The sequence below is a fragment of the Streptomyces sp. NPDC107471 genome (genome assembly GCF_055582845.1).
Genome location: NZ_JBVJPC010000010.1, coordinates 215,214 through 230,725, shown reverse-complemented (window position 1 = coordinate 230,725; position 15,512 = coordinate 215,214). Strand labels below are relative to the sequence as shown.

Annotated in this window: 15 protein-coding genes, 1 tRNA gene and 1 pseudogene; 12 read left to right on the top strand and 5 right to left on the bottom strand. The window is 70.4% G+C overall.

Annotated features, from left to right (window positions below; all coding sequences use genetic code 11):
• Window positions 1-34: 34 nt before the first annotated feature.
• Entirely contained in the window at window positions 35-598 is a 564-nt protein-coding gene (locus ACZ66S_RS31375; RefSeq protein WP_469904928.1) for a YwqJ-related putative deaminase, read from the top strand.
• Between the two features lie 125 nt (window positions 599-723).
• A complete protein-coding gene (locus tag ACZ66S_RS31370) occupies window positions 724-1,218 on the top strand; it encodes an SUKH-3 domain-containing protein (protein ID WP_469904927.1) in 495 nt (164 codons plus the stop codon).
• Between the two features lie 48 nt (window positions 1,219-1,266).
• On the opposite strand, the gene ACZ66S_RS31365 is transcribed toward ACZ66S_RS31370, so the two are convergent.
• Complete coding sequence (locus ACZ66S_RS31365) at window positions 1,267-2,574, bottom strand: sensor histidine kinase (RefSeq protein WP_469904926.1); 1,308 nt, start codon at window positions 2,572-2,574, stop codon at window positions 1,267-1,269.
• Between the two features lie 168 nt (window positions 2,575-2,742).
• Between ACZ66S_RS31365 and ACZ66S_RS31360 the strand changes: the two are divergent.
• From ACZ66S_RS31360 to ACZ66S_RS31325, 8 genes and pseudogenes are all read left to right on the top strand, one after another.
• A pseudogene (locus tag ACZ66S_RS31360) lies at window positions 2,743-3,548 on the top strand (hypothetical protein).
• A gap of 23 nt (window positions 3,549-3,571) precedes the next feature.
• A tRNA-Gln gene (locus ACZ66S_RS31355) sits at window positions 3,572-3,646 on the top strand.
• A gap of 112 nt (window positions 3,647-3,758) precedes the next feature.
• Complete coding sequence (gene glmU / locus ACZ66S_RS31350) at window positions 3,759-5,207, top strand: bifunctional UDP-N-acetylglucosamine diphosphorylase/glucosamine-1-phosphate N-acetyltransferase GlmU (protein WP_469904925.1); 1,449 nt, start codon at window positions 3,759-3,761, stop codon at window positions 5,205-5,207.
• A gap of 132 nt (window positions 5,208-5,339) precedes the next feature.
• Window positions 5,340-6,320 (top strand): ribose-phosphate diphosphokinase, encoded by a 981-nt coding sequence (locus tag ACZ66S_RS31345; protein ID WP_469904924.1) that lies wholly within the window; start codon window positions 5,340-5,342, stop codon window positions 6,318-6,320.
• A gap of 199 nt (window positions 6,321-6,519) precedes the next feature.
• Window positions 6,520-7,113 carry a 50S ribosomal protein L25/general stress protein Ctc gene (locus ACZ66S_RS31340; protein ID WP_469904923.1) on the top strand — a complete coding sequence of 198 codons (594 nt, stop codon included), beginning with the start codon at window positions 6,520-6,522 and terminating at the stop codon, window positions 7,111-7,113.
• Window positions 7,114-7,186: 73 nt separating this feature from the next.
• Window positions 7,187-7,789: an aminoacyl-tRNA hydrolase gene (pth, locus tag ACZ66S_RS31335; protein ID WP_469904922.1), complete on the top strand. Its 603-nt coding sequence runs from the start codon at window positions 7,187-7,189 to the stop codon at window positions 7,787-7,789.
• Window positions 7,790-7,841: 52 nt separating this feature from the next.
• Window positions 7,842-8,345, top strand: coding sequence for a hypothetical protein (locus ACZ66S_RS31330; protein ID WP_469904921.1), 504 nt, complete (start codon window positions 7,842-7,844; stop codon window positions 8,343-8,345).
• Between the two features lie 138 nt (window positions 8,346-8,483).
• A complete protein-coding gene (locus ACZ66S_RS31325; RefSeq protein WP_469904920.1) occupies window positions 8,484-9,170 on the top strand; it encodes an LPXTG cell wall anchor domain-containing protein in 687 nt (228 codons plus the stop codon).
• Window positions 9,171-9,233: 63 nt separating this feature from the next.
• Here ACZ66S_RS31325 and ppc read toward each other — a convergent pair whose 3' ends face one another.
• Window positions 9,234-11,993 (bottom strand): phosphoenolpyruvate carboxylase, encoded by a 2,760-nt coding sequence (gene ppc / locus ACZ66S_RS31320; RefSeq protein ID WP_469904919.1) that lies wholly within the window; start codon window positions 11,991-11,993, stop codon window positions 9,234-9,236.
• A gap of 307 nt (window positions 11,994-12,300) precedes the next feature.
• Here ppc and ACZ66S_RS31315 point away from each other — a divergent pair, with 307 nt between their 5' ends.
• Both ACZ66S_RS31315 and ACZ66S_RS31310 read left to right on the top strand, forming a co-directional pair.
• A complete protein-coding gene (locus ACZ66S_RS31315; protein WP_469904918.1) occupies window positions 12,301-13,311 on the top strand; it encodes an acyl-CoA desaturase in 1,011 nt (336 codons plus the stop codon).
• Window positions 13,308-13,988 (top strand): TetR family transcriptional regulator, encoded by a 681-nt coding sequence (locus ACZ66S_RS31310; protein ID WP_469904917.1) that lies wholly within the window; start codon window positions 13,308-13,310, stop codon window positions 13,986-13,988. The genes ACZ66S_RS31315 and ACZ66S_RS31310 overlap by 4 nt, the downstream gene beginning before the upstream one ends.
• A gap of 74 nt (window positions 13,989-14,062) precedes the next feature.
• Here ACZ66S_RS31310 and ACZ66S_RS31305 read toward each other — a convergent pair whose 3' ends face one another.
• The 3 genes from ACZ66S_RS31305 to ACZ66S_RS31295 all read right to left on the bottom strand — a co-directional run bounded on the left by ACZ66S_RS31305 (window position 14,063) and on the right by ACZ66S_RS31295 (window position 15,454).
• Window positions 14,063-14,236, bottom strand: coding sequence for a CsbD family protein (locus ACZ66S_RS31305; RefSeq protein ID WP_469904916.1), 174 nt, complete (start codon window positions 14,234-14,236; stop codon window positions 14,063-14,065).
• A gap of 64 nt (window positions 14,237-14,300) precedes the next feature.
• The gene (locus ACZ66S_RS31300) at window positions 14,301-14,654 is read right to left on the bottom strand and encodes a VOC family protein (protein ID WP_469904915.1); all 354 of its coding nucleotides are present in this window, start codon (window positions 14,652-14,654) and stop codon (window positions 14,301-14,303) included.
• The gene (locus tag ACZ66S_RS31295) at window positions 14,654-15,454 is read right to left on the bottom strand and encodes a trans-aconitate 2-methyltransferase (RefSeq protein WP_469904914.1); all 801 of its coding nucleotides are present in this window, start codon (window positions 15,452-15,454) and stop codon (window positions 14,654-14,656) included. The genes ACZ66S_RS31300 and ACZ66S_RS31295 overlap by 1 nt, the downstream gene beginning before the upstream one ends.
• Window positions 15,455-15,512 lie beyond the last annotated feature (58 nt).

Genomic DNA, 15,512 nt, shown 5'->3' with positions numbered 1-15,512 from the left:
CCTCCGGGGGGATGCAAGGGAGGGGTTGACGATCATGAACACCACGCAGACGGGACCGCACACAGGACCGCGCACGGGCATGACGGCCGGCACGAACGGCGGCCCGCACACGGGCCTCGACGGCGATCCCCGCATCAACTGGAGCAGCGCCGAGAGCCCCCACGCGCCCACCCTCCGCCACCGTCGCGACGGCATACTGCCCACCGTCGCCGCCGCTCTGTCCGTGCGCGGCGCCACGCTCACCTCCACCGCCGCCCGCGGCGACCAGCCGCCCCCGCTGCACCCGCTCGTCCAGGACTTCCTCGACACGCTCGGCAGCGACCGGCGCGACCGTTTCACCGGCCGCTGCGCCGAGGCCATGCTCATATCCCGGCACATCGCCGCCGCCGACGCCGCCCGCAGCAAGCGCGCCGCGCGCAAGCCGATGACCAACGGCGAGGCCCGCCGCGCCCTCAAGCAGGCCAAACTCACCGCCCGCCGCATCCGCGAGGACGGTGACCCGCTGCACGGCAGCTTCGCCGCCCCCTGCCGCGCCTGCACCGCCCTCAGTGCCCACTTCGGGGTCCGCATCGTGGACCCGACGGCGAACGGCGGCTGACAACCAACCCCCCACCCGCACGACCCGCAACACCCACCCGAACCGCAACACCGCAGCACCCGCACCACGGCGCCCCGACGCACACCCCGGCGCCCCTCCATGACCTCGACGAACGCGAAGGGCAGATGCACCCCGACCGCACCGGCACCACCCGTTTCCCCGTCCCCGTCGACGCCGCCCTGCGCGCCGCCGGCTGGCAGCCCGGACGCTGGGACATAAAGCAGGCCGAGATCTGGGCCGACACCCTGCGCGAACACACCTCGCCCGCCGGACACCGGCACGCCGTGTTCCCTGCCGCCGTAGAGGCATGGGCCGAGTTCGGCGGACTGCACCTGACCCCCACCGGCCCCGGCCGCCAGGTCGCCCCCGCCCGCCTCCACTTCGACCCACTGCACGGCCTCCATATGGCCCGCACCCTCGCCGACCTCGGCCGCGCCCTCGACACCGAGGTCTGCCCGCTCGGCGCCGAGTCCGACACCCAGGCGCTGCTCGCCATCGACACCGAAGGCCGCGTCTACGCCCTGGACCACACCGGCGACTGGTATCTCGGCCCCGACATCGACCAGGCCCTGGCCGGCCTCGTCGCCGGCGTCGAACCGGCCCGCCTCATCGCGGGCTGACCCCGCGGCCGGCCAAGGTCCCCCCACCGGCCACGCCGGCCCGGCCGGTCACGCCGCCGGAATCACCGCCGACACCCGGAAGCCCCCCGCCTCCGTCGGCCCCGACACGAACACCCCGCCCAGCGCGGAGACCCGCTCCTTCATCCCCACCAGGCCGTTGCCCCCCGAGGGCAGCCGGGCCGAGGCGAGGGACGACAGCTCCGGCGGCGGTTCGTTCTCCACCTGCATCGCGATCTCGGACACCCGGTGCGCCAGCCGTACGTGCGTCTTGGCACCCGCCGCGTGCTTGTGGACGTTCGTCAACGCCTCCTGCACCACCCGGAACGCCGTCTGCTCGATCTGCGCGCCGTACGAGCGCACGTCGCCCTCCACGGACAGGTCCACGGCCATGCCCGCCGCGGCCGACTGCCCGATCAGCGCCTCCAGATCGTCCAGACAGGGCCCGTCGCTCTCCTCCACGACCCGCGAGGCCGCGGCGGCGGCCGCCACCCCGACCGCGACGAGCGGGACCGCCGACCGCTCCGGGCGCCCGAACCCGTCCCCGCTGCGCAGCACTCCGAGCATCTCCCGCAGCTCGGTGAGCGCCTGCCGTCCCATGTCCCCGACCAGGGCCGCGTTCCGTACGGCCTTCTCGGGGTCCTTGCGGGCCACGGCCTGCAGGGCGGCGGCGTGCACGACCATCAGGCTCACCCGGTGCGCGACGACGTCGTGCATCTCACGGGCGATACGGGTGCGTTCCTCGTTGCGCGCCCACTCCGCGCGCTCCTCGGCGCGCTCGGCGAGCAACTGCAGTTCGCGTTCGAGGTCGTCGGCGCGCTCCCGCAGGCTCTCCATGAGCCGGCGCCGGGCCCCCACGTACAGCCCGAGCAGCAGGGGCGGCGCGGTCATCCCGATCGCGGTCGTGATCGACGCGAAGGGTACGAACCAGTCCCCCAGGTCCAGCTCGCCGTGCGCCATGTCCTGCCGCACCCGGACGAACATCACGATCAGCATCCCGACGAGGGACATCCCCGCCAGTGAGCCGATGATCCGGCGCGGCAGCTCGGACGCGGCGAGCGTGTACAGGCCGACGATGCCCATCAGGTAGCCCATCTGGGCCGGTGTGATGGCGATCGACACGAGGACGACGGCGATGGGCCACTTGCGCCGGACCACCAGCACCGACCCCGCCAGCACCCCGAACACGATCCCCGCGGCCGACGGGATCCCCGCGTCCTCCGCGAACCGCACCCCTTCGAACGCGCACTCCACCGCGGACGCCGACGCCAGTCCCGCGTCCAGTACCGCACTGCGCCACCGTGCCCACCACCACGGCCCCTTCTGTGCCGCGGTGACGTCTTCCCCCGTCGTGGTCATGCCTCCAGCCTACTTTCGGCCCCCGCAGGTTTTCCGGTGACTTTCCGACGACCGACCCGCACCACATCGAGTGACCGTTCGACTACGGAACAGCCCGATATCCCTCGAACTACTGAATCGCTCACCGTTCGAGCCCGGAAGATCGGATTCCGCTCGGACGGTATGCCCATGGCACATCCATCAGGCAAGTACGCGGATTTCGAAGGGCTGCGGGAGCGGGCGGTCGCGCTGCGACGGCAGGGTCAGCGTCTCGTCGAGGGCGAGCCGCCTCCGGACTGGACGACGCGGCCACGGGCGAAGGACGATCTGCACCAGAGGGCGCGAGAACTGCGCACGCTGGGCTGGACGTACAGCCAGATCCAGGCGGAGCTGGGGTGCTCGAAGAGTTCGGTGTCGCTATGGGTGCGGGATCTGCCGACCCCGGAGCCCAAGTGCACACCGGAAGAGCAGCGCGCACGCATGAACGCCGGCCTGGTACGCCTGCGCAATTCCCAGGATCAAGAACGCCAAGCGACCAAGGCTGCTGCGGCAGCGGCCGTCGGCGAACTGTCGGACCGCGAGCTCTTCTTCGCGGGCGTGGCCCTTTACTGGGCCGAGGGCGCCAAGACAAGCCGCACCGTCGGACCGAGGTGTTGCAGTTCATCAACAGCGACCCCAACGTGATCAGACTCTTCCTGCGCTGGCTCGAGTTCCTGGGGGTGCGGCGGGAGCGCCTGACCCTGCGCGTGAGCATTCACGAGAGCGCAGACGTGGAGGCCGCCGAGAAGTTCTGGGCTGACATCGCCGGTGTCGACACGTCGGCATTCAGCAAGACCACACTGAAACGGCACAACCCCCGGACGGTTCGCAAGAACACCGGAGACGCCTATCGCGGCTGCCTCGTGATTTACGTCCGGCAGAGCGCCGATCTGTACCGTCGCATGGAGGGCGCCTGGTACGGCATAGTAGGAGCCGCCACTCGACGACCAGACTAAATGTCCGGTTCAGTCGACTTTATTCCCCCGTGGTGTAATTGGCAGCACTGTGGCTTTTGGTGCCATCTGTCCGGGTTCGAGTCCTGGCGGGGGAGCCACGCGTCGCCCGGGCCCTGACAGCACTGTCAGGGCCCGCTCTCATGTCCTCCCAGAATTGCCCCGGTATCCTGCGGATGTCACCCCACCCCCTCCACAGCCGAAGGGCATCCCGTGAGCGCCATTCGCCCGGCAGCCGTCGTCGTTCTCGCAGCGGGTGAGGGCACCCGTATGAAGTCGGCCACACCCAAGGTCCTGCACGAGCTGTGCGGCCGTTCCCTCGTGGGGCATGTGCTCGCCGCCGCCCGCGAGTTGGACCCCGAGAACCTCGTCGTGGTCGTGGGGCACGCCCGGGAGCAGGTCACCGCCCACCTCGCCGGCACCGACGCCGACGTACGGACGGCCGTACAGGCGCAGCAGAACGGCACCGGGCACGCGGTGCGGATGGCGCTGGAGGAGCTCGGCGGCCGTGTCGAGGGGACCGTCGTCGTCGTGTGCGGGGACACTCCCCTGCTGACCGGTGAGACCCTCAACGCCCTTGCCGCCACGCACTCCACGGACGGCAACGCCGTGACCGTGCTGACCGCCGAGGTGCCGGACGCGACAGGGTACGGGCGGATCGTGCGGGACGATGCCTCCGGTGCCGTGACCGCGATCGTCGAGCACAAGGACGCCTCCGCGGCGCAGCGGGCGATCCGGGAGATCAACTCCGGGGTGTTCGCGTTCGACGGGCAGTTGCTGGCGGACGCGCTGGGCAAGGTGCGCACCGACAACTCGCAGGGCGAGGAGTACCTGACCGACGTTCTCGGGATCCTCCGCGAGGCCGGGCACCGCGTGGGTGCCTGTGTCGCGGCGGACCACCGTGAGATCGCCGGGATCAACAACCGGGTGCAGCTCTCGGAGGCGCGGCGGATCCTCAACGACCGGCTGCTGACCGCCGCCATGCTGTCCGGCGTCACCGTGGTGGACCCGGCGACGACCTGGGTCGACGTCAGCGTGACCTTCGGCCAGGACGCCGTCGTCCTGCCGGGCACGCAGTTGCACGGTGCGACCCATGTCGGCGAGGGCGCCGAGGTGGGGCCCAACAGCCGTCTCACCGACACCGTCGTCGAGGCCGGGGCCCGGGTCGACAACACGGTCTCCTACAGCGCCCACATCGGCGCGGGCGCGAGTGTGGGGCCGTACGCCTATCTGCGGCCGGGCACCCGGCTGGGTGCGAAGGGCAAGATCGGGACGTACGTGGAGACGAAGAACGCCTCCATCGGTGAGGGGACGAAGATCCCGCATCTCTCGTACGTCGGGGACGCGACGATCGGTGAGTACACGAACATCGGTGCCGCGAGCGTGTTCGTGAACTACGACGGCCAGGACAAGCACCACACGACCGTCGGGTCGCATTGCCGCACGGGTTCGGACAACATGTTTGTGGCGCCTGTCACGGTCGGGGACGGGGCGTACACCGCCGCAGGGTCGGTGATCACGAAGGACGTGCCGCCCGGTTCGCTGGCCGTGGCCCGGGGCCAGCAGCGGAATATCGAGGGCTGGGTGGCCCGGAAGCGTCCGGGGAGCGCGGCGGCGAAGGCTGCCGAGGCGGCTTCCCGGGAGGGCGTGAGCGAGGACTGACCGGAAACAGGTGCGCCGAAGTCGTCGTACCGTGATAAGTGCACACCCGCACCCCACCAGCCACGACGGCCCGTCGCGCCCAGCGGCGCGGTCTGTCGGCACGTGGCTGAGACACCTCTGAGGAGACAGTCTGTGACCGGGATCAAGACGACCGGCGAGAAGAAGATGATGTTCTTCTCCGGCCGCGCCCACCCCGAGCTTGCCGAGGAGGTCGCCCAGCAGTTGGGTGTCGGGGTCGTCCCGACCAAGGCCTTCGACTTCGCGAACGGCGAGATCTACGTCCGCTACCAGGAGTCGGCGCGTGGCGCGGACTGCTTCGTGATCCAGAGCCACACGGCTCCGATCAACCAGTGGATCATGGAGCAGCTCATCATGATCGACGCGCTGAAGCGTGCGTCGGCCCGCTCCATCACGGTCATCGTGCCGTTCTACGGTTATGCGCGGCAGGACAAGAAGCACCGCGGCCGTGAACCGATCTCGGCGCGGCTGATCGCGGACCTGATGAAGACGGCGGGTGCGGACCGCCTCCTCACGGTCGATCTGCACACGGACCAGATCCAGGGCTTCTTCGACGGTCCGGTGGACCACCTGTTCGCGCTGCCGCTGCTGGCGGACTACGTGGGCCGCAAGGTCGACCGGGACAAGCTGACGGTCGTGTCGCCGGACGCGGGCCGGGTGCGGGTCGCGGACCGCTGGTGCGACCGGCTGGGGGCGCCGCTGGCGATCGTGCACAAGCGGCGTGACAAGGACGTGGCGAACCAGGTGACCGTCCACGAGGTCGTGGGTGAGGTCAAGGGCCGGGTGTGCGTCCTGGTGGACGACATGATCGACACGGGCGGCACCATCTGCGCGGCCGCGGACGCCCTGTTCGCGCACGGTGCGGAGGACGTCATCGTGACGGCCACCCACGGTGTGCTGTCCGGTCCGGCGGCGGACCGGCTGAAGAACTCCCGGGTGAGCGAGTTCGTCTTCACGAACACGCTGCCGACGCCGGGTGAGCTGGCTCATGACCTGGACAAGATCAAGGTGCTGTCGATCGCGCCGACGATCGCGAGCGCGGTGCGCGAGGTCTTCGAGGACGGGTCGGTGACCAGCCTCTTCGACGAGCAGTGAGGCTGGACCGGAAGCTGTAAAAACGCTTCTGCATGATCGATTTTTCTGCGGCCTCCCCCGCTGAGTAGACTGCACGAGTTGCTCGGCGAGGGAGGCCGTATCCATGGATGCGGCGGTCCGTTATCGACGCGCTCTTCGTAGCAGGCCGTTCGTGGCCGGGTGACCACGTCCGTTCTGATTACTACGAGGAGTGATCCGCATGTCCGAGGTCAAGATCTCCGCCGAGACCCGCAGCGAGTTCGGCAAGGGTGCCGCCCGTCGCATCCGCCGTGACAACAAGGTTCCCGGTGTTCTGTACGGTCGTGGTTCCGACCCGATCCACCTGACCCTCCCGGGCCACGAGCTGCTGCTCGCGCTGCGTACGTCGAACGTCCTGATCTCCCTGGACATCGACGGCAAGAGCAACGAGCTGGCCATCCCGAAGTCCGTGCAGCGCGACCCGATCAAGGGCCACCTGGAGCACGTCGACCTTCAGCTCGTCAAGCGCGGCGAGCAGGTCAACGTCGAGATCTACGTCCACACCGAGGGCGAGCTGGCTCCGGGCGGCTACCTGCTGGAGCACGTCCTGAACGCGCTTCCGGTCGAGGCCGAGGCCACCCACATCCCCGAGTCCGTCACCGTCTCCGTCGAGGGTCTGGCAGCCGGCGACTCCGTCCTCGCCAAGGACATCACCCTGCCGAAGGGCACCAAGCTGGCCGTCGACGGCGAGACCGTCGTCCTCCAGGTCCTGGCCGCGCAGGCCGAGGAGTCCGAGGGCGAAGAGGCCGCGGGCGACGAGGCCGCCGAGGCCTGAGCCCGAGCGCTCGCCGTATAGGCTCCAGCCGCTGCTCCCTCCGGGGGGCGGCGGCTGTTGCACGTGAGGAGACATGGACGTGAGCACCCCTGCAGGCGGCCCCTGGCTGATCGTCGGCCTCGGCAACCCCGGGCCCGAGTACGCCGCCAACCGGCACAACGTCGGCTTCATGGTGGCCGATCTGCTGGCCGAGCGGATCGGGGGCCGGTTCAAGCGGGCCGGCAAGGCGCAGGCGCAGGTCGTCGAGGGGCGGATCGGGCCGCCCGGGCCGGCGAACCGGCGGGTGATCCTGGCCAAGCCGATGTCCTTCATGAACCTGTCCGGCGGACCGGTGAACGCCCTGAAGGACTTCTACAAGGTGCCGGTCGCGAACATCGTGGCGGTCCACGACGAGCTGGACATCGACTACGGCACCCTGCGGCTCAAGCTCGGCGGCGGGGACAACGGCCACAACGGGCTGAAGTCGATGACGAAGGCGTTCGGGGCGGAGTACCACCGGGTGCGGTTCGGGATCGGGCGTCCGCCGGGCCGTATGCAGGTCGCGGACTTCGTGCTGAAGGACTTCTCGTCGAGTGAGCGCAAGGAGCTCGACTACTTCGTGGACCGTGCGGCCGACGCCGTGGAGGCGCTGGTGATCGAGGGTCTGGAGCGGGCGCAAAGCACGTACAACTCCTGACTTGTCCCCCGGTCGGCCGGGCCCGAGTTGACCCCGTGTAGTGCCATGGCCAATGATCCCGGCCATGCCTGCCCCCGCCCCCACCGCCCGTCGGGCCTCGGTCGCCGCGCTGCGGTTCGGACGGCTCGCGTCGATGGGGACGGTCACGGTGCTGATCCTGGTCGCTGGGGTGTGGGCCTCCTGGGGCAGCGCGCAGTACGTGATGCTGACCAAGGGGCGGGAGCGCGGCACGATCGAGGTGACCCGGTGCGCGCGGGACGTGTGCAGCGGCCCGTACACGCCCCTGTCGCACGGGTCCGTGGCGCGCGAGCGGGTCGTCGTCGAGAAAACGGTGGGTATCGACAGGGGCCGGACCTACCCGGTCGTGGTGAAGCCCGGCAGCGCCGACGTCGTGCGGTCGGGGACGGCCGGGGTGCTGTACGCGTGGGTGCCGATGGGCGGGGCGCTGCTGCTCGCGTCGGTGGTCGTGGCGGGCGGGCTGCGCAGAACCCGGCTCGCGTGGGTGTGTGCGGGGTCGGGAGTCGCACTGCTGACGGCGGCTTTCGTGACCGTCTGAGGGGTTTCGCCGTTCTCGGCTTCTGTGGAGGAAGTGAGTGTTCTCTGTTCGTGATTGACCAGAGGTCAGTCACGGCTGGATGCTGAGCCGCCCCCTCCACATCTTCCCGTTCCACTCCCGAAGATGGACTACTTCCCCATGCGTACCCTCACCCGCTTCGGCGTTCTGTCCGCCGTCGCCTCGGCTGCCCTCCTGGTCGCCCCGGCCGCCCACGCCACCGCTCCCGGTGACAACGGGACCGTGAAGATCCACGACGCCACCACCGGCGAAGAGCTCCGCAAGAACGAGCCGCACGTCTGCACCTTCTACCTCGACGCCTTCGGCTTTGACACCGTCCAGGAGGTCGACTGGCACATCGAGGCCTGGGCCCCGACGGCCGACGTCAAGGGCGAGACCGTGAAGTCCGGCGAAATCACGCTGGACTCCGGGGGCCACGGCCGTACGGAGGACCTGTCGCTGCCCGACGGGCACTACAAGCTGTTCTGGAACTTCGACGGGGAGAAGGGCGCCGCCAAGCACAAGGTGTTCTGGACCGACTGCGAGGACGAGGAGGGCGGCGGTTCGACCGGTACGCCGACGGCCTCGCCCTCCGGCACTCCCGGAACGGACGAGTCCGCCTCTCCGAGCGCCGAGCCCAGCGAGTCCGCGGGCGGAGCCACGGAGCCCGGGGCTTCCCCGTCGGCCTCCTCCTCCGCCTCCCCGCAGGGCACCACCGGTGACCTCGCCGAGACCGGCAACGGCGCTCCCGTCGGCCTGCTCGCGGGCGTGGCCGCTGCGCTGATGGCGGCGGGCGGTTACCTCGTCGTCCGGCGGCGCCGGGCCTGACCTGATACGAAGAAGCGGTGCCCCCGGCCGGACGGCCGGGGGCACCGCTTTCTCGCGTCAGGCTCAGCCCGTGTTGCGCAGGCCCGCGGCGACGCCGTTGACCGTGAGGAGCAGGGCGCGGGCGAGCAGCGGGTCGGCGGGCTCGTCGGCGGCGGCCGCCTCGCGCTGCCGCTTGAGCAGCGCCACCTGGAGGTAGGAGATCGGGTCCAGGTAGGCGTCACGGATGCTGAAGGTCTGCTTGAGGACCGGGGTGGCGTCGAGGAGTTCGTCCTCGCCGGTGATCTTCAGGACCTCGCGGACGGTGAGTTCGTGCTCGGCCTTGATGGTGTCGAAGACATGCCGGAGCTCCTCGGGGACGAGGGTGTCGACGTAGTGGGCGGCGATCCGCAGGTCCGTCTTGGCCAGCGTCATCTCGACGTTGGAGATGAAGTTGCGGAAGAAGTGCCACTGCTCGTGCATCTCGTCGAGCACGCCCTCTCCTCCCAATGTCGCGGTGAGGCCGGCCTCGCGCAGCGCCTTCAGGCCCGAGCCGACGCCGAACCAGCCGGGCACGATCTGGCGGGACTGGGTCCAGCCGAACACCCACGGGATGGCCCGCAGCCCGTCCAGGGAGACGCCCGAGCCGGGGCGGCGGGAGGGCCGGGAGCCGAGGTGCAGGTCGGCGAGCTGGTCGACCGGCGTGGAGGCGAGGAAGTACGTCGGCAGGTCCGGGTCCTCGACGAGCCGGCGGTAGGCCGCGTGGGCGGCGTCGCTCACCACGTCCATCGCCGCGTCCCAGCGCGCCAGGGCCTCGTCGGACTGGCGGGGCGCGGTGTGCAGGGCGGACGCCTGGAGGGTGGCGGCGACCGTCAGTTCCAGGTTCTCCCGGGCCAGGGACGGCACGAGGTACTTGTCGGAGATGACCTCGCCCTGCTCGGTGACCTTGATCTCGCCCTCCAGGGTTCCCCAGGGCTGGGCGAGGATCGCGTCGTGCGAGGGGCCGCCGCCGCGGCCGACGGTGCCGCCGCGGCCGTGGAACAGGCGCAGCCGCACGCCGTAGCGGTGGGCGACGTCACGCAGCCGCCGCTGGGCGCGGTGGATCTCCCACTGGCTGGTGGTGATGCCGCCGAACTTCGAGGAGTCGGAGTAGCCGAGCATGACCTCCTGGACGTCCCCGCGCAGCGCGACCAGGCGCCGGTAGGAGGGGTCGGAGAGCATGTCCTCCAGAATGGTGTCGGCGGCCTTGAGCTCGTCGGTGGTCTCCAGGAGCGGCACGATGCCGATCTTCGCCCAGCCGGCGTGCAGGTCGAGCAGACCGGCCTCGCGGGCGAGGACGGCGGCGGCGAAGACGTCGTCGGCGCCCTGGCACATCGAGATGATGTACGACTCGACGACCTCGGGCCCGAAGACCTCCAGGGCCCGCTTCACGGTCTGGAAGACGCCGAGGGTCTTCTCGCCGGCCGCGTCGACCGGAGCCGGGCTCGGCGCGAGGGGCCGGCGCGAGCGCAGCTCCTTGGCGAGCAGCTTGGACCGGTACTCGCGGGGCATGTCCGCGTACCGCCAGGACTCCTCGCCGAGCCGGTCGAAGAGCTGGCCGAGGGCGTGGTGGTGGGCGTCGGCGTGCTCGCGGACGTCCATGGTGGCGAGCTGGAGACCGAAGGCGGACAGGGTGCGGATGGTGCGGTTCATCCGGCCGTCGGCGAAGAGCCCGCCGCGGTGCTCCCGCAGCGAGGTCTGGATCAGGGTCAGGTCGTGCAGCAGCTCGCCGGTGCCGAGGTAGTCCCGGCCGTCCTCGTGCGGGATGCCCCTGGCCAGCCGGGTCTTGGTGTTCTCCAGCTTCTGCCGGATGCAGGTGGCCTTGAGCCGGTACGGCTCCTCGGCGTTGAGGCGCTTGTAGCGGGGGCTGATCTCCGGGAGGCGCTCCAGGTCGGCCTTGAGGGACTCCAGGAGCTCCTCGGTGGCGCCGGTGTAGCGGATGGAGTTCGACAGGAAGCCGCGCAGCTCGTCGATGAGCTCCAGGGCGTCGTTGATGCCGTGCTCGTGCTGGAGGATCAGGACGTCCCAGGTGACCTGGGGGGTGACGTTGGGGTTGCCGTCGCGGTCGCCGCCGATCCAGGTGCCGAAGGTGAGGGGGCGGGTGGCGTCGGGGATCCTGACGCCCACGCGCTCCAATTCGGCCGTCAGGTCCTCCAGGACGTCGCCGACCGCGCCGGCGTGCAGCTCGTCGAGGTAGTAGATGGCGTTGCGAGCCTCGTCGGCGGGCTCGGGACGCACCACGCGCAGCTCGTCCGTCTGCCATACGAGGTCGATGTTCTCGGCCAGACGGGTGTCGTAGCGGCGCCGGTCCGCCTCGATGACCGGGGTCTCCAGGAGGGCGGCGATCCGGCGGAGCTTGTTCAGCACCGAGCGGCGGGCGGCCTCGGTGGGGTGGGCGGTGAAGACCGGGCGGACGTTGAGGTTGGCGACGGTCTGGCGCAGGTGCTCGGGGTCGGCGTCCTTGAGGCGGTCGGCCGTACAGGCGAGGAGACCGCCCTCGGCGGCGCGCCGGGCCCGCAGTTCACGGCCGCGGTGCACCTGCTCGGTGACGTTGGCCAGGTGGAAGTAGGTGGAGAAGGCGCGGACCAGCTTGGCGGCGGTCTCCAGTTCGGTGCCGCGCAGCAGCTCGGCGGCGGCCTCGCCGTCCTCACGGGTGAGGCGGCGCACCTTCTCGACGAGTTCCAGCAGCTCGGGGCCCTCCTGGCGGACCAGGGTCTCGCCCAGGAGATCGCCCAGCCGGCGGATGTCGGCACGCAGCTCGGTACTGGTCGACGTGGCGCTCGTAGTCAGGTCGTCGGCACTGCTCACAGGTGCGGCTCCTTGCAGTGTTGAAGCTCGTCCGGGAGGGGAACCCGGAGCGCGGTCGTGCGGCAGCCGCCGCATACGGCCGGGCCATCCGGGAAGAAATCAGAGCGGACCGCGCTGTCCGACCGACTCCAAGGATAGGTGTCCATGCGGACGCGCAGACTCTCGGGCTCTTGTCGCCGGGCGCCGCACTGCCATACTTACGACGCCGTAGGTTACGGAACCGTAGGGACCCTCGTCACGGAACCCGGGAAGGATTCCCGCAGCCCGGCACCTGTCTTCAACCCTCGAAACCCCACAGGGGACGCCCATGACCACGCGCTCCGATGTGATCGCAGACGCCCCGAAGGCGCCCGACGGCTCGACCCCGCCCTCCGCGACACTGGGCGGTGAGCAGAAGCGCTCGATCGAACAGATCACGCTGCTCCTCTTCATCACCGTTCCGTTCCTCGCCCTGCTCGCGGCGGTGCCGCTGGCCTGGGGCTGGGGCGTGAGCTGGCTCGATCTGGGTCTTCTGGTCTTCTTCTACTACCTCGGCTGTCACGGCATCACCATCGGCTTCCACCGCTACTTCACGCACGGCTCCTTCAAGGCCAAGCGGCCGCTCAGGATCGCGCTGGCGATCATGGGTTCACTGGCGGTCGAGGGGCCGCTGGTGCGCTGGGTGGCCGACCACCGCAGGCACCACAGGTTCTCCGACGCCGAGGGCGACCCCCACTCGCCGTGGCGGTTCGGGGAGACGGTCCCGGCACTCGTCAAGGGCCTGTGGTGGGCCCACATCGCCTGGATGTTCGACGAGGAGCAGACCCCGCAGGAGAAGTACGCGCCGGACCTGGTCAAGGACCCGGCCATCCGGGCGATCTCCCGCCACTTCATCTACTGGACCATGCTCTCCCTCGCCCTGCCCGCCGTGATCGGCGGTCTGGTGACGATGTCCTGGTGGGGCGCGTTCACCGGGTTCTTCTGGGGCTCCCTGGTCCGGGTCTGCCTGCTGCACCACGTGACCTGGTCGATCAACTCGATCTGCCACGCGGTCGGCAAGCGGCCCTTCAAGTCCCGGGACCGCTCGGGCAACGTGTGGTGGCTGGCCGTGCTGTCCTGCGGCGAGTCCTGGCACAACCTGCACCACGCCGACCCGACGTCGGCGCGGCACGGGGTGATGCGGGGTCAGGTCGACTCCTCCGCACGGATCATCCGCTGGTTCGAGATGCTCGGCTGGGCGTATGACGTGCGCTGGCCGTCACGCTCGCGTATCGATTCACGCCGGATCACGGACGGGGACGACTCCCGGCGCAAGGAGGAGACCGCCGAGGCGGCATGATGGACGCCGTGGCGACCGACTCCAGCAGTACCCCGAGCAGCGAAGCGAAGCCGCGGCGAGCCCGGCGCACCCGGATGACGGGGGCCGAGCGCCGCGCCCAGTTGCTGGAGATCGGTCGCACGCTGTTCGCCGCGAAGGGCTTCGAGGCCACGTCGGTGGAGGAGATCGCCGCGAAGGCCGGCGTCTCCAAGCCGGTGGTGTACGAGCACTTCGGCGGCAAGGAGGGCCTGTACGCGGTGGTGGTGGACCGCGAGATGCGGCGCCTGCTGGACATGGTGACCAGTTCGCTGACCGCCGGCCACCCCCGCGAACTGTGCGAACAGGCCGCGTTCGCCCTCCTCGACTACATCGAGGAGTACACGGACGGCTTCCGCATCCTGGTCCGCGACTCCCCGATCCCCCAGTCCACGGGCTCCTTCGCCTCGCTCATCTCCGACATCGCGACCCAGGTGGAGGACATCCTGGGCCGTGAGTTCAAGCGACGCGGCTTCGATCCCAAACTGGCCCCGCTGTACGCCCAGGCCCTGGTCGGCATGGTCGCCCTGACCGGCCAGTGGTGGCTGGACGTGCGCCGCCCGAAGAAGGCGGAGGTGGCGGCACACCTGGTGAACCTCGCCTGGCACGGCCTGGACGGCCTGGAGGCCAAGCCCCGTCTGATAGGCCGCCGAAAGAGCTGAGGCGGAAAGAGCTGAGCCGGCGCGCACGACGGCCCGTGCACCTGTGCGGTGCACGGGCCTTCGTCTGCGTGCCGTCAGTGCTTGAAGGTGTCCTTCGCCTTCTCCTTGGCCTGGCGCGCGTCGCCCTTGGACTGCGCCATGCGGCCCTCGGCCTCCATGCTCTCGTTGCCGACCGCGCGGCCCACGACCTCCTTGGCCTTGCCCTTGGCCTGTTCCTTCTTGGCCTTGGCCTTCTGGTCTCCTGCCACCGTTCTCACTCCCAGCGCTTGCAGACTCCGCTGTCCTCACTGCGGGTGACCCGTCGGACCCCGGTCAAACAAGGAACTCAAGCCGGTTCCCGACGGGGTCGTCCGCGTAGAGGCGCCGGCGCCCCGGCAGATGCGCGTCCCAGCGGACCTCCGCACCGTGCGCCGCCAGCCGGGCGGCGCACGCCGCGAGGTCCGCGACCACGAGCCCCGGATGGGCCTTCCTGGCCGGTCGGAAGTCGTCCTCGATCCCCAGGTGCAGTTCCACCGCCCCCGCCCGGAACCAGCACCCGCCCCGGGCCGCGAGCTCCGGCGGCTTGGGAAGCTCCGTCATGCCGAGGACACCGGCGTAGAAGGCGCGCAGCAGGTCCTCGGAGCCGGGCGGAGCCGCGAGCTGCACATGGTCCACGGACCTGAGCATCAGCCCTTCCTGCGGGCGACGGCGAAGACGCGGCGGAAGGGGAACGGCGTGCCGTGCGGTCCGGCCGGGTACGCCTCGCGCAGGGCCGCCCGGTAGGCGGTCAGGAACTCCTCCCTGGTCTGCGGGTCGTCGGCGAGGGCGGTGAGGAGCGGGCGCAGGCCGGTGCCCCTGACCCAGTCGAGGACCGGGTCCTCGCCCTGGAGCAGGTGGACGTACGTCGTCTCCCACGCGTCCACCTCGCAGCCCAGGTCGGCCAGTTCCGCCAGATAGGCCTCGGGCGTGCGGACGGCGTCCTCGTGGCGCAGGGTGTGCGCGAGCCCGGCCCGTTCGGCGAGCTCGCGCATCAGCCGGTGGCTCGGGGAGCCGAAGTTCCCGGGCACCTGGAAGGCGAAGGTGCCGCCCGGTGCCAGTCCCGCCACCCAGTCCCGGAACCGCTCCACGTGCCCTGGCACCCACTGGAGCGTGGCGTTGCTGACGATGAGGCCGTACGGCCGCGCGGGCGTCCACGTGCGGACGTCCGCGTGGGCGAAGTCGAGCCGGCCGCCGCCGGCGGTGGGGCCGGCGTACTCGACGCGTGCCTTGTCGAGCATCTCGGCGGAGTTGTCGTAACCGGTGATCCGGGCCGTGGGCCAGCGGGCGGCGAGCAGGGCCGTCACGTTTCCGGGACCGCAGCCGAGGTCGGCGATCAGGGGCGGTTCGCCAGGCGGGTCCGGGATGCGGGCGAGCAGGTCGGTGAAGGGGCGGGCGCGGTGGTCCGCGTGGCGCAGGTACTGGGCCGGGTCCCAGGTGGGGGTCGTCATGCCTCTCACCTTCCCCAACCCAGTCTCTTGATGTCAAGAGACTCGACATCAAGAGACT

Excerpts from the sequence above, each read along its gene's own strand:
- pth (WP_469904922.1), top strand. The coding sequence starts at position 7,187 with ATGGACGTGAGCACCCCTGCAGGCGGCCCCTGGCTGATCGTCGGCCTC.
- ACZ66S_RS31315 (WP_469904918.1), top strand. The coding sequence starts at position 12,301 with ATGACCACGCGCTCCGATGTGATCGCAGACGCCCCGAAGGCGCCCGAC.
- ACZ66S_RS31300 (WP_469904915.1), bottom strand. The coding sequence starts at position 14,654 with ATGCTCAGGTCCGTGGACCATGTGCAGCTCGCGGCTCCGCCCGGCTCC.
- ACZ66S_RS31375 (WP_469904928.1), top strand. The coding sequence starts at position 35 with ATGAACACCACGCAGACGGGACCGCACACAGGACCGCGCACGGGCATG.
- ACZ66S_RS31325 (WP_469904920.1), top strand. The coding sequence starts at position 8,484 with ATGCGTACCCTCACCCGCTTCGGCGTTCTGTCCGCCGTCGCCTCGGCT.
- ACZ66S_RS31295 (WP_469904914.1), bottom strand. The coding sequence starts at position 15,454 with ATGACGACCCCCACCTGGGACCCGGCCCAGTACCTGCGCCACGCGGAC.
- ACZ66S_RS31330 (WP_469904921.1), top strand. The coding sequence starts at position 7,842 with ATGATCCCGGCCATGCCTGCCCCCGCCCCCACCGCCCGTCGGGCCTCG.
- ACZ66S_RS31370 (WP_469904927.1), top strand. The coding sequence starts at position 724 with ATGCACCCCGACCGCACCGGCACCACCCGTTTCCCCGTCCCCGTCGAC.
- ACZ66S_RS31365 (WP_469904926.1), bottom strand. The coding sequence starts at position 2,574 with ATGACCACGACGGGGGAAGACGTCACCGCGGCACAGAAGGGGCCGTGG.
- ACZ66S_RS31310 (WP_469904917.1), top strand. The coding sequence starts at position 13,308 with ATGATGGACGCCGTGGCGACCGACTCCAGCAGTACCCCGAGCAGCGAA.
- ACZ66S_RS31340 (WP_469904923.1), top strand. The coding sequence starts at position 6,520 with ATGTCCGAGGTCAAGATCTCCGCCGAGACCCGCAGCGAGTTCGGCAAG.